Origin of the sequence: Cellulomonas cellasea, from assembly GCF_006538745.1 — a bacterium.
Lineage (GTDB): Bacteria > Actinomycetota > Actinomycetes > Actinomycetales > Cellulomonadaceae > Cellulomonas_A > Cellulomonas_A cellasea.
On the sequence record NZ_BJLR01000001.1, the window covers coordinates 107630 to 120156 of the forward strand.

A 12527-nucleotide genomic window follows, 5' to 3' on the forward strand; every position below is an offset into this window, starting at 1 on the left:
GCCGGTCAGCCCTGCAGCACGAACGCCCGGACGGCGTCCGCGACGAGCTGCACCGCGATCGCCGCGAGCAGGAGCCCGGCGATGCGCGTCACGAGGATGACGCCCGAGTCCCCGAGGACGCGGTGGATCACGTTGGCGAACCGCATCGCGAGGTAGAGGCACAGGTGCACCGCGAGCACGCCGAGGCCGATCGCGACCCAGTCGGCGGTCGACCCGTCGGTGGCCTGGACGAAGACCATCGTCGCGACGATCGCGCCCGGCCCGGCGAGCAGCGGCGTGCCGAGCGGCACGAGCGCGACGTTGACGTTGCCGTTGCCGGACGGCTCGGGCTCCTCCATCTTGCCGGTCAGCAGCTCCATGGCCACGAGCAGCAGCAGGAGCCCGCCCGACGCCTGGAGCGCGGGCAGCGAGATGTGCATGTACGCGAGGAGCTGCTGGCCGAACACCGCGAACGACACGATCACGCCGAACGCGACGAGGATCGCCTGGCGCGCCGCACGGTTGCGCTGCTGGCGGGTCATCGTGCTGGTCAGCCCGAGAAAGATCGGCACGGTCCCGGGCGGGTCCATGATGACGAACAGGGTGATGAAGACCTCGCTCAGGAGGCGCAGGTCGACGACGTCGTTCACGGGCGCACCACCGGCACGGTCCCTTCCTTCTCGATGTCCGCCAGCACGGACGGCTGGGTCAGGTTCTCGCCGAGGAGGTTGGCCTTGCCGGCGCCGTGGTAGTCGCTCGACCCGGTCATGAGCAGCCCGAGGCGCTCGGCGATCCGCGTCAGGCGCTCGCGCTGCGCGGGCGTGTGGTCGCGGTGGTGGACCTCGAGGCCCGCGAGCCCCGCGTCGGCGAGCTCGTCGAACACGTCGTCGGACACGACGCGACCGCGCCCGTCGGCGCCGGGGTGCGCGAAGACCGGCACGCCGCCGGCCGCCCGGACCGCGCGCACCGCGGCGACGGCCGAGGGTGCGTAGTGCGGCACGTGGTAGGGCCCGTCGCTGCGCAGGAGCTCGACGAAGGCGGCGTCCCGGCTCGCGACGACGCCGAGGCGCACGAGCGCGTCGGCGATGTGCGGGCGGCCGACGACCGTGCCGGGGCTCGTGTGCTCGAGCACGTCCTCCCAGGTCAGCGGATGGTCGGCCGCGATGAGGTCGACCATCGCGCGGGCGCGGCCGTCGCGGGCGGCGCGGGTCCGCTCGAGCTCGGCGACCAGCGCGGGGTGCGTGGGGTCCTGCAGGTAGGCGAGCAGGTGGACGCTCACGCCGCGCGCACGCGCCGACACCTCGGTCCCGCGCACGAGCGCGACGCCGTGCTCGTGCGCCGCCTGCTCCGCCGCGGCCCACCCCGCGGTCGTGTCGTGGTCGGTGAGCGCGACGACGTCGAGGCCCGCACGGGCGGCCGACGCGACGACCTCGGCGGGCGGCTCGGTGCCGTCGGAGGCCGTCGAGTGGGTGTGGAGGTCGATGCGCACGGGCTCAACCCTAGGGGCGCTCGTCCACGGGCTGAGACCGTGGGGGCGGCGCGGCCGCGGGTTCACCTCCTCGCCGACCGCCGCGCGTCCGGCGTGCGCCCGCGCCGCCCGCCGCGCGCGGACGTCGCCTCGCGAGGGTCGTGGTGGGCGTGCGGTGGGAGGATGGACGTCATGACCGACGGCCAGACCCCCGAGACGTCCGCGCCCGCGCAGCCCGCTCCGCAGCCGGGCGACCAGCCCCTCGAGTCGCGCGGCTCCAACCGCTCGCAGCGCCCGGACTCGCGCGCGTTCACCGAGTTCATCACCTCCGGCTGGGGTCCCCGCCCGGCCACGACCGCGGCCCCGTCGCCGGCCGCGCCGTACACCGCGGTCCGCCGCGCGCGGCTCGGCGCGCAGTTCCCCGGCGCCCGCGTCGTCGTCCCCGCGGGCTCGTTCAAGGTCCGCTCGAACGACACCGACTACCGCTTCCGTCCGCACTCCGCGTTCGCGCACCTGACGGGGCTCGGCGCGGAGCAGGAGCCCGACGCGGTGCTCGTCCTGCACCCCGTGGACGACGCGCACGGGGACGCCCCCGGTGGCGAGGACGGCGAGGCCGTCACGTCGGCGACGCACCGGGCGGTGCTCTACGTGCGCCCGCTCGCCGGCCGGGACACCGAGGAGTTCTTCTCCGACTCGCGCTACGGCGAGTTCTGGGTCGGCGCGCGCCCGACGCTCGACGACCTCGCAAGCGTCACCGGCATCGAGACCGCGCACCTCGACGGCCTGCGTGACGCGCTCGCGAAGGACGTCGGCGAGGGCGGCGTGCAGCTGCTCGTGGTGCCCGACGCCGACGAGACGGTCGAGGCCGTCGTCGAGGAGATCCGCGCGGCCGAGGACGCGGGCCTGACCGACGCCCGCCTCGCGGAGGCGCTCTCGGAGCTGCGCCTGCTCAAGGACGAGCACGAGGTCGCCCAGATGCGCGAGGCCGTCGACGCGACGATCGCGGGGTTCGCCGAGGTGGTCCGCGCGCTCCCCCGGGCGACGGCGCACCGGCGCGGCGAGCGGGTCATCGAGAGCACCTTCGGCGCGCACGCCCGGGAGGAGGGCAACGCCGTCGGCTACGAGACGATCGCCGCCTCGGGCGAGCACGCGACGACGCTGCACTGGACGGACAACGACGGGCAGGTCCGCGCAGGCGAGCTCGTGCTCGTCGACGCGGGCGTCGAGGTCGACTCGCTCTACACCGCGGACGTCACGCGCACGCTCCCGGTCGACGGGACGTTCACGGACGTGCAGCGCCGCGTCTACCAGGCGGTCCTCGACGCGGCCGACGCCGCGTTCGCCGTCGCGGTGCCCGGCAACCGCTTCCGGGACGTGCACGCGGCGGCGATGGAGGTCATCGCCGCGCGGCTCGGCGAGTGGGGCCTGCTGCCCGTGCCGGTCGAGGAGGCGCTCAGCCCCGAGGGCCAGCAGCACCGGCGCTGGATGGTGCACGGCACGAGCCACCACCTCGGCCTCGACGTGCACGACTGCGCCCTCGCGCGCCGCGAGCTGTACCTCGACGCGGTGATCGAGCCCGGCATGGTCTTCACGATCGAGCCCGGGCTGTACTTCAAGAGCGACGACCTGCTCGTCCCCGAGGAGTACCGCGGCATCGGGGTGCGCATCGAGGACGACGTGCTGATCACGGCCGACGGGAACGAGAACCTCTCGGCGGCGCTCCCCCGGCGGCCGGACGACGTGGAGGCGTGGATGGCGGGCCTGCTGGGCTGAGCCTCAGGCGGACGCCGTCGCCGGGGTGCCCGCCGCGCGGTCGGGCTGCCCGACGGCGGCCCCGCGGTCGCGCGCGGCCGGCTGCTCCGGCTCGGCCGGCTCGGCCGGCTCCGAGGTGGGCACCTCACGGAGCGTGAGCGCGAGCGGGTCCGCACGGACGAGCGCGAGTGCCCGGCGCACGGCGCCGAGGTGCACGCCGTCCGCCCCGAGCGTCGACGCCACGACCTCGGGCACGGGCAGGTGCATGTAGGACGCGAGGCTCGCGGTCGTGCGCTCGAGCACCGGCCCGGCGGAGCCCGCCACGGCGCCGCCCACGATCACGCGCTCGACGTCGAGCAGCCCGCCGAGCACCGCGCAGACCCGCGCGAGCCGGTCGCCGAGCCGGTCGACGACGCGCTGGGCGTCGGGGTCACCCGCGAGCGCGGCGGTGGTGACGTCGGCGAACTCCGGCTCGGCGGGCAGCCGGCGCCTCAGCCGCGCGAGACCGGCGTCCTCGGTGAGCCACTGCCGCACGGTCGCCGCGAGCCCGGACGCGGAGCCGACGCCGTCCACGAGGTCGAGCACGTGCATCTCGCCCGCGCCGCCGTGGCGTCCGCGCAGCAGCACCCCGTCCACCATGAGCCCGGCCCCGAAGCGCTCGCCCGAGAGCAGGGTCACGAACGAGCGGGCGCCGACCCCGGCCCCGACGGCGCCCTCGGCGATCGCGGCGAGGTTGGCGTCGTTGTCGACGACGACGTGCTGCCCCGGCCGGGCGAGCGCCGCGAGGAGGTCGGGGTTCATCCGCGCCCAGAACCTGTCCGCGGAGGCCGGCGGACGCCCGAGACCGTCGGTCGGCGCCGGGACGCCGACGACCGTGACGAGCACGGAACCCGCGTGCGCGCCGGCCCTGCCGAGCGCGTCGACGACGGCGTCGCGCACGCCGCCGACCCGCGTCGCCCGGTCCTCGCCGCCGGCCTCGAGCACGCGGGTGGCTCGGGCGAGGACCGCGCCGGCGAGGTCGGCGACGGATGCCGTGACGCGGTGCTGGCCGGCGTCGACGCCCACGACGTGCCCGGCGCGGCGGTCGAACGCGTAGCGGCGCGCGGGCCGGCCCTTGGCGCGGTCGCCGGGGAGCCGCTCGGGGCTCAGCTCGCGGAGCCAGCCGAGGCCCACGAGGTCGTCGCAGAGCCCGAGGACCGTCGTGCGGGTCAGGCCGGTCGCGTCGATGGCGTCGGTCGCGGTGAACGGGCCGGCGTCCCAGGCGAAGTCGAGCACCGCCGCGAGGTTGGCGCGGCGGAGCTGCTGGGGGGACCCCGAGATCGCGGACACGTCTTGACCTTACGGGCGGAGTGGGCTCATGCTCGATATATCCAGCACTTAGATTTACCGTCTGGATCAACCAAGGGCCACGCGCGCACCCGGCACCGCCGGGCCACCGACGAGGAGACGACGACGTGCCTTCCCTGCCTCCACCGCCGCCCGGCGCTCCCGGCGGCCCGCCCCGGGACCTGTCCCGGCGCACCTTCCTGCGCGGACTCGGGGCCGCGGCCACCGGCCTCGCGCTGACCGGCTGCGCACGCGGCTCGGGCGCCGGCTCCGGCGTCACCGAGATCACGTTCTTCCAGTCGAAGCCCGAGGTCATCGGTTACTTCGACGGGCTCATCGAGCAGTTCCACGAAACCCAGTCCCGGGTGCGCGTGCGCCACGACGCGACGTCGAACCTGGCCGGCTCGTTCGTGCGCGAGTCGCCACCCGACATCGGGCTGCTCAACTACAACTTCGAGATCTCCCGCTACGTCGAGCGCGGCGCGCTGAGCGACCTCGGCGACCTGCCGGAGGCGGACCGGGTCAAGGACGAGCTCCTGCCGCTCATCGAGGTCACCGCGACCTACCCGGGGCGCACGAGCGTCCTGCCGTACTCGCTCATGGCCGCCGCCGTGCTGTACAACCGGGACCTCTTCGAGCAGCAGGGCCTCACCGCGCCGACGACCTGGTCCGAGCTCACCGCCGTGTGCGAGGCGCTCTCGGCGGCCGGTATCACGCCGATCTACAGCACCTACCGCGACCCGTGGACGATCGCGCAGGGCCACTTCGACTACGCCGTCGGAGGCATGCTCGACACGACCGACTTCTTCACCGAGCTCAAGGCCCAGGGCGCCGACGTCGGCCCGTCCTCCCCCGTCTCGTTCGAGGAGCAGCTGCTCGACCCCGTGCAGCGGATGCTCCAGCTCACGGCGTGGGACAACGCCGACGCCCCGAGCCGCGGGTACGGCGACGGCAACCTCGCGTTCGCCCGGGGCGAGGCCGCGATGTACCTCCAGGGGCCGTGGGCGCTCACCGAGATCGCCAAGACGAACCCCGACATGAACGTCGGTGCGTTCCCGCTGCCGATGACCGAGGACCCTGCCGACCGCAAGGTGCGGGTCAACGTCGACCTCGCGCTGTGGATCCCCGAGGCCTCGCCCCGCAAGGAGGCCGCGCGGGAGTTCCTCCAGTTCCTCATGCAGCCCGAGATCATCGACGCCTACAACGCGGACAACCTGGGGTTCGGCGTCACGAAGGACGCCGCCGAGGTCACGGACCCGACGCTCGTCGAGCTGCAGGAGTACTACGAGCGCGCGGACTTCTACATCGGGCCCTCGCAGCTCGTCCCGCAGTCCATCCCGCTGCAGAACTACGCGCAGTCCCTCGTCACCGGCGCCGAGCCCCGGTCGGTGCTACGCACGATCGACGCCGACTGGTCGCGCCTGGCCTTCCGGTCCTGACGGGGACGCCCGCCCCGCCCGCGCGAGCACCGCGCCCGAGCACCGCTCCCGCGCAGACCGTCCCCGCGACGACCCGCACGACCTCCCGCCCGGCTCCCGATCGAAACCGGAGACCCACCATGGCGACCACCACAACGACGCAGGCCGTGCGCCGCGACGACGCGGCACCGGCGCCGCGCCGCGGCCGGCGCCCCGGCGTCGGCCGCACGTCCTACCTGTTCCTCGTGCCCTCGCTCGTGCTGTTCACGCTCGCGATCACCGTCCCCGCGATCATGGGCATCACGCTCAGCTTCACCGACTCCGTGGGCTTCGGGGAGTTCGACTTCACCGGGCTGACCAACTACGTCGCACTCTTCTCGGACCCCGCGATCCTCAGCTCCTACGGGTTCACGATCGGCTTCGCGCTCGTGACCGTGCTCGTGGTCAACGTCGTCGCGTTCCTGCTCGCGGTCGGACTCACGTCGAAGATCCGCGGCAAGGTGCCGCTCCGTGCGGTGTTCGTGCTGCCCATGGTCATCTCGGGCATCGTGATCGCCTACGTCTTCAACTTCCTGTTCTCGAACTCGCTGCCGCGGTGGGCCGGCGCGGTCGGCTTCACGCCGCTCGAGCAGAGCATGCTCGCCGACCCCGACCTCGCGTGGATCACCATCGTGATCGTCACGGCGTGGCAGGCGATCCCGTCGGCGCTGCTGATCTACGTCGCGGGCATCCTGTCGATCCCCGGCGAGGTCTACGAGGCCGCGTCGCTCGACGGAGCGAGCGCGGGCCGACGGCTGCGGTCCATCACGCTGCCGCTCGTCGCGGGGTATGTGCTGATCAACATCGTCATCGGCTTCAAGAACTTCCTGAACGCCTACGACATCATCGTCGGCCTGACGAACGGCGGCCCGGGCACCGCGACCCGCAGCGTCGCGATGACGATCTTCTCCGGCTTCACGGGCGGCGACTACGCCTACCAGATGGCGAACGCGACGATCTTCTTCCTCATCGCCGTGGTGCTCGCTCTCCTCCAGATCCGACTGACCCGCGGGAAGGCGGCCCTCTGATGACCGACCAGACTCTCCGCACGACGGCGCCCGCACAGGTGCCGGTCGCTCCCGTCCGCAGCCTGCGCGCCCGCGACCGCGACGACCGCACGAACCGGCCCGGCATGGTGGTCCTGCTCCTGTGCTCGGTCGCGGTCCTCCTGCCGCTCTACGCCACGGTCACGATGGCGTTCAAGACGACGCGCCAGTCGGTCGACGGCAACGCGTTCTCGCTGCCCTCGCCGCTGAGCGTCGACGGCTTCGTCGAGGCGTGGCGGCTCACGAACTTCCCGCGCGGGTTCACCATCTCGGTGCTCGTCACGCTCGTGACGGTCGTCGGCACGGTGGTCCTGAGCTCGCTCGCGGCGTACGCGATCTCCCGGAACTGGGACCACCGCTTCTTCCGCTGGTCCTTCTTCTACCTGCTCGCGGCGATGTTCCTGCCGTTCCCGGTGCTCGCGCTCTCGCAGGTCAAGCTCACCGGCATGGTCGGGCTCGCGAACCCGGGCGGTGTCGCGCTCCTGCACGTGATGTTCCAGCTGTCGTTCAGCGTCATGCTGTTCACCGCGTTCCTGCGCTCGGTCCCCGAGGAGCTCGAGGAGAGCGCGCGGCTCGACGGCGCCTCGACGTGGCAGGTGTTCCGGCGGATCGTGTTCCCGCTGCTGGCCCCGATGAGCGCGACCGTCGCGATCTTCGCGTTCCTGGCCTCGTGGAACGACTTCATGATGCCGTCGCTGATCATCGCCGACGCCACGCAGCAGACCCTGCCGGTGCTGCAGAGCGTGTTCCAGACCCAGTTCAGCAGCAACTACAACGTCGCGTTCGCCTCCTACCTCATGGCGATGGCGCCCGCGATCGTCGTCTACCTGTTCACGCAGCGCTGGGTCATGGCGGGCGTGACGCAGGGCGCCATCAAGTAGCGCCCGGCGCCGACCGCGCCGACGCTGGTGAGAGCGCGTCGCCGGCCGGCCGTGCCCGCACCGACCGCCCGGACCCACCATCCCGACCGACCCCGAGAGAGACGAGAGCCCTTTCATGACCGACGTGACCGACGTCCTCGACGCCCGCGCGACGCCCGACCTGGGCCGTGACGAGGCCGCCTGGTGGCGCCAGGCCGCCGTCTACCAGATCTACCCCCGGTCGTTCGCGGACTCCGGGGCAGACGGCATCGGCGACCTGCCCGGCATCACCCAGCGCGTGCCGTACCTGTCGCGGCTCGGGGTCGACGCGGTCTGGCTCAGCCCGTTCTACCCCTCGGCGCTCGCCGACGGCGGCTACGACGTCGACGACTACCGCGCCGTCGACCCGCGCCTGGGCACGCTCGAGGACTTCGACGAGCTCGTCGCCGCGCTGCACGGCGCCGGCATCAAGGTCGTCGTCGACCTCGTCCCGAACCACACGTCCGACCGGCACGTGTGGTTCCGGGAGGCGCTCGCGTCCCCGAAGGGCTCCCCCGCCCGCGACCGGTACGTCTTCCGCGACGGCACGGGCCCCGACGGCTCGCTGCCGCCCGCCGACTGGACCTCGACGTTCGGCGGCCCCGCGTGGGAGCCCGTGGGCGACGGCCAGTGGTACCTGCACTACTTCGCCAAGGAGCAGCCCGACCTCAACTGGAAGAACCGCGAGGTGCGCGACGACTTCCTGACCACGCTGCGGTTCTGGTCCGACCGGGGGGTCGACGGCTTCCGCGTGGACGTCGCGCACGGGCTGGCGAAGAACCTGCCCGACGCGCTGCCGACCCAGGCCGAGCTCGACGCGCACCCCAAGGACGGCACGCACCCGCTGTGGGACCGCGACGACGTGCACGAGATCTACGCCGAGTGGCGCGAGGTCTTCGACTCCTACGACCCGCCGCGCACCGCGGTCGCCGAGGCGTGGGTCGAGGCGTCGCGCCGCGCCCGGTACGCGAGCGCCGAGGGCCTCGGCCAGGCGTTCAACTTCGACCTGCTCGAGGCCGACTTCGACGCGGCGCAGTTCGGGGAGATCATCACGTTCAACCTCGAGCTCGCCGCGGAGTCGGGCTCGTCGACCACGTGGGTGCTGTCGAACCACGACGTCGTGCGCCACGCGACGCGGTACGGGCTCCCCGCCCGCGGCGCGAGCACCGACAAGCAGGGCAGCGCCTGGCTGCTCGCGCGCGGCGCCGAGCCGTCGCTCGACCACGAGCTCGGGCTGCGGCGCGCGCGGGCCGCGACGCTCCTGCAGCTCGCGCTGCCGGGCTCGTCCTACCTCTACCAGGGCGAGGAGCTCGGGCTGCACGAGGTGCCCGACCTCCCGGACGAGGCGCGCCAGGACCCGTCGTTCTTCCGCAACCCCGGCGTCGACGCGGGGCGGGACGGCTGCCGCGTCCCGCTGCCGTGGACGCGCGACGGCGTCGCGTTCGGGTTCAGCACCGCCGCGCCGTTCCTGCCGCAGCCGGGGTGGTTCGGCGAGCGCTCGGTCGAGGCCCAGGAGGACGACCCGGCGTCGACGCTGACCCTCTACCGCGACGCGCTCGCGCTGCGGCACGAGCTGCAGGGCGACGAGAGCCTGACGTGGGTCACGACGAGCCGGTCCGCGGTACTCGCGTTCCGGCGCTCGGGGGGCTGGCTGTGCGTGACGAACTTCGGGGACCGGCCGGCGCCGCTGCCCGCCGGGGAGGTGCTGCTCAGCAGCGCCCCGCTCGAGGGGGGCGCGCTGCCGGGGGCCACGACCGCGTGGCTGCGGGAGCCGGCGGCCTGACGGCAGCGGGGACGAGCCGCGGGGCCGGCACCGGGGCCCCGGTGCCGGCGCTGCGGACGTCGCGACGCCTCGGCGTCAGCGCGGGTCGGTCGGCGGTGGCGCCTCGGCGTCAGCGGGGCTCGGTCGGCGGTGCGGGCGGGGCCGACGGCGGGGTCACGCCCGGCGACGTGACCGGCGGGACCGTCGGCGAGCCGCTCGCGGGCTGCTGCGGGCCCGGTGCCGGGTAGGCGGCCGACGGGTCCGACGGCGGCGTCACGCCGGTCGCCGGGCGGGCGGGCCAGCCCGACTGCACGCCGCCGATCTCCTGGAGCAGGTTGCGCGCCTTGTGCGCCTGCTCGGCCGCGCACAGCACCGCGTACTGCGAGGCGACGATCTGGCTCGACGACGTGAAGTCGCGCTTGCCGCCCGTGAGCGAGTACGTGATGACCGAGAACAGCAGCCCGAACCCGCCGCCGATGAGGATCGCGGCGACGAACGTCGAGGAGCCCTCCTCGGAGAACAGCGAGAGCAGCAGGCCCACGAAGAGCCCGAACCACGCGCCCGACGCGAAGCCCGCGAGCGCGACGCGGGGGTAGGACAGCCGCCCGGTGACCCGCTCGACCATCCGCAGGTCGGTCCCCACGATCGTCACGAGCTGCACCGCGAACTGCTTGTCGGCGAGGTGGTCGACCGCGCGCTGGGCCTCGAGGTAGGTGCTGTAGGAGGCGACGAGCTCGCCCTGGGGGAGGGTCGGGGCCGTCGGGACGCGGGAGGCCTTGTTCATCGACATGCGACGATCCTCCCCCGCCGCCCGGTCCCACGCCAGGGGCGTCGCCGCACCTCACGGGCACCCCGGCGCCACCCGGCCGACACCTGACCGGCACCCGGCCGGACCGGCCGGACCGGGGTCGCCGGTCTAGGCTGACGCCCGTGAGCAGCGCAGGGACCCGGGTCTTCGTCGCGCGCCTCGCCGGGACCACGGTGTTCGACCCCATCGGGGACCAGGTCGGGCGGGTGCGCGACGTCGTCGTGCTCGTGCGCCCGACGGGTGCGCCGCGGGCGGTCGGCCTCGTCGTCGAGGTCCCGGGCCGGCGGCGCGTCTTCCTCCCCCTGACCCGCGTCACGTCGATCGACGCGGGCCAGGTCATCTCGACGGGCCTGGTCAACATGCGCCGGTTCGAGCAGCGCACGTCGGAGACGCTCGTCGTCGGCGAGCTGCTCGACCGCACGGTCGAGCTCAGCGACGGCAGCGGCAGCGCCTCGGTCGAGGACGTCGCGATCGAGCGCCAGCGCAGCGGCGACTGGGTCGTCGCGAAGCTCTTCGTGCGGCGCCTGGTGCCCGGCAAGTCGGCGCTGCTGCGCCGCCGCGGCGAGACGCTGCTCGTCGACGTCGGCGCGGTCACCGGCCTCGGCGTCTCGGCGGCCGCGCAGGGTGCGGCGCTCATGCTCGCGAGCTACGAGGACCTCAAGCCCGCCGACCTCGCGGACGTGCTGCACGACCTCGGGAGCACGCGGCGCAACGAGGTCGCGCACGCGCTCGACAACGAGCGGCTCGCGGACGTGCTCGAGGAGCTCCCCGAGGACGACCAGGTCGCGATCCTCTCGGGCCTCGAGCGCACGCGCGCCGCCGACGTGCTCGAGGCCATGCAGCCCGACGACGCGGCCGACCTGCTCGGCGAGCTCTCCGACGAGCAGGCCGCCGAGCTGCTCGAGCTCATGGAGCCCGAGGAGGCGCGCGACGTGCGGCGCCTGCTCGCGTACGAGGACAACACCGCGGGCGGCCTCATGACGACCGAGCCCGTGATCCTCGGCCCGGAGACCTCGATCGCCGCGGCGCTCGCGCACGTGCGCCGCCAGGACCTCGCCCCGGCGCTCGCGTCCATGGTGTTCGTCTCGCGCCCGCCGCTCGAGACGCCGACCGGGCGGTTCATCGGCGTCGTCCACCTCCAGCGGATGCTGCGCGAGGCGCCGCACGAGTCGATCGGCTCGCTCGTCGACACCGACATCGACGCGGTCCCCGCCGACGCGCCCCTGCTGCAGGTCACGCGCCTGCTCGCGACGTACAACCTGCTCGCCCTGCCCGTGGTCGACGAGGAGCGCCGCCTGCTCGGCGCGGTCAGCGTCGACGACGTCCTCGACCACCTCCTGCCGCAGGACTGGCGCGAGCAGCACGACGACACCCCGCTGCCGGCGACCGGCGCGCGCACGGTCCGGGGGCGGGTGCGTCGTGGCTGAGCGGCTCGACACCCCCAAGGAGTCGCGCCGCACGTGGGTCCCGCGGTTCCAGCGCGACCCCGACGCGGTCGGCCGGGTCGCCGAGGCGTTCGCCCGGTTCATGGGCACCGGGCGCTTCCTCATGTACATGACCGGCTTCGTGATCGTCTGGGTCACGATCAACGCGGTCGGGCTGTTCGGGCTGCGCTGGGACCCGTACCCGTTCATCCTGCTCAACCTGTTCTTCTCGGTGCAGGCCTCCTACGCCGCGCCGCTGATCCTGCTCGCGCAGAACCGGCAGGACGACCGTGACCGCGTGAGCCTCGAGCAGGACCGGCAGCGCGCCGAGCGGAACCTCGCCGACACCGAGTTCCTCGCCCGGGAGATCGCGGCGCTGCGGATCGGGCTGAGCGAGGTCGCGACGCGCGACTTCGTGCGCTCCGAGCTGCGCAACCTGCTGGAGGACCTCACCGCGGACCGCGAGGACGCCCGCGGCGAGCACGACAGCGCCACGGCGGACGGCCCCGCCGACACCGGGCGGCGCTGACGACGGGTGCCCGGCGCGGCGGATCGGCGAGCGCACCCCCGGGCGCCGGCCGCCGGTGGGACGTGCGGCGCACGGGC

General features: G+C 74.0%; 11 protein-coding genes. 7 read left to right on the plus strand and 4 right to left on the minus strand.

Going from position 1 to position 12527, the window contains the following annotated elements; translation table 11 throughout:
• Positions 1-5: 5 nt before the first annotated feature.
• Positions 6-629, minus strand: a complete 624-nt coding sequence (locus tag CCE01nite_RS00475) for a MarC family protein (RefSeq protein WP_034634722.1) — start codon at positions 627-629, stop codon at positions 6-8.
• Positions 626-1468 (minus strand): PHP domain-containing protein, encoded by an 843-nt coding sequence (locus CCE01nite_RS00480; RefSeq protein ID WP_034634721.1) that lies wholly within the window; start codon positions 1466-1468, stop codon positions 626-628. Before CCE01nite_RS00480 ends, CCE01nite_RS00475 begins: the two co-directional genes overlap by 4 nt.
• A 171-nt stretch (positions 1469-1639) precedes the next feature.
• Here CCE01nite_RS00480 and CCE01nite_RS00485 point away from each other — a divergent pair, with 171 nt between their 5' ends.
• Complete coding sequence (locus CCE01nite_RS00485; RefSeq protein WP_034634741.1) at positions 1640-3220, plus strand: aminopeptidase P family protein; 1581 nt, start codon at positions 1640-1642, stop codon at positions 3218-3220.
• 3 nt (positions 3221-3223) lie between these two features.
• Here CCE01nite_RS00485 and CCE01nite_RS00490 read toward each other — a convergent pair whose 3' ends face one another.
• Positions 3224-4528, minus strand: coding sequence for an ROK family protein (locus tag CCE01nite_RS00490; RefSeq protein WP_052104470.1), 1305 nt, complete (start codon positions 4526-4528; stop codon positions 3224-3226).
• A 134-nt stretch (positions 4529-4662) separates the two neighbouring features.
• Here CCE01nite_RS00490 and CCE01nite_RS00495 point away from each other — a divergent pair, with 134 nt between their 5' ends.
• From CCE01nite_RS00495 to CCE01nite_RS00510, 4 genes are all read left to right on the plus strand, one after another.
• Positions 4663-5964 carry an ABC transporter substrate-binding protein gene (locus CCE01nite_RS00495; RefSeq protein WP_174774670.1) on the plus strand — a complete coding sequence of 434 codons (1302 nt, stop codon included), beginning with the start codon at positions 4663-4665 and terminating at the stop codon, positions 5962-5964.
• Between the two features lie 119 nt (positions 5965-6083).
• Positions 6084-7010 (plus strand): carbohydrate ABC transporter permease, encoded by a 927-nt coding sequence (locus CCE01nite_RS00500; protein WP_034634720.1) that lies wholly within the window; start codon positions 6084-6086, stop codon positions 7008-7010.
• On the plus strand, positions 7010-7909 hold the full coding sequence (locus CCE01nite_RS00505; RefSeq protein WP_084142960.1) for a carbohydrate ABC transporter permease: 900 nt from the start codon (positions 7010-7012) through the stop codon (positions 7907-7909). The genes CCE01nite_RS00500 and CCE01nite_RS00505 overlap by 1 nt, the downstream gene beginning before the upstream one ends.
• 115 nt (positions 7910-8024) lie before the next feature.
• Entirely contained in the window at positions 8025-9710 is a 1686-nt protein-coding gene (locus CCE01nite_RS00510; protein ID WP_052104469.1) for a glycoside hydrolase family 13 protein, read from the plus strand.
• A 109-nt stretch (positions 9711-9819) separates the two neighbouring features.
• Here CCE01nite_RS00510 and CCE01nite_RS00515 read toward each other — a convergent pair whose 3' ends face one another.
• Complete coding sequence (locus CCE01nite_RS00515; protein ID WP_246056239.1) at positions 9820-10479, minus strand: YflT domain-containing protein; 660 nt, start codon at positions 10477-10479, stop codon at positions 9820-9822.
• Between the two features lie 140 nt (positions 10480-10619).
• Here CCE01nite_RS00515 and CCE01nite_RS00520 point away from each other — a divergent pair, with 140 nt between their 5' ends.
• Positions 10620-11924, plus strand: coding sequence for a magnesium transporter MgtE N-terminal domain-containing protein (locus CCE01nite_RS00520; protein WP_034629521.1), 1305 nt, complete (start codon positions 10620-10622; stop codon positions 11922-11924).
• Positions 11917-12450 carry a DUF1003 domain-containing protein gene (locus CCE01nite_RS00525; RefSeq protein WP_034629524.1) on the plus strand — a complete coding sequence of 178 codons (534 nt, stop codon included), beginning with the start codon at positions 11917-11919 and terminating at the stop codon, positions 12448-12450. The genes CCE01nite_RS00520 and CCE01nite_RS00525 overlap by 8 nt, the downstream gene beginning before the upstream one ends.
• The last annotated feature ends 77 nt before the right edge of the window (positions 12451-12527 follow it).

Excerpts from the sequence above, each read along its gene's own strand:
- CCE01nite_RS00505 (WP_084142960.1), top strand. The coding sequence starts at position 7,010 with ATGACCGACCAGACTCTCCGCACGACGGCGCCCGCACAGGTGCCGGTC.
- CCE01nite_RS00515 (WP_246056239.1), bottom strand. The coding sequence starts at position 10,479 with ATGTCGATGAACAAGGCCTCCCGCGTCCCGACGGCCCCGACCCTCCCC.
- CCE01nite_RS00485 (WP_034634741.1), top strand. The coding sequence starts at position 1,640 with ATGACCGACGGCCAGACCCCCGAGACGTCCGCGCCCGCGCAGCCCGCT.
- CCE01nite_RS00510 (WP_052104469.1), top strand. The coding sequence starts at position 8,025 with ATGACCGACGTGACCGACGTCCTCGACGCCCGCGCGACGCCCGACCTG.
- CCE01nite_RS00500 (WP_034634720.1), top strand. The coding sequence starts at position 6,084 with ATGGCGACCACCACAACGACGCAGGCCGTGCGCCGCGACGACGCGGCA.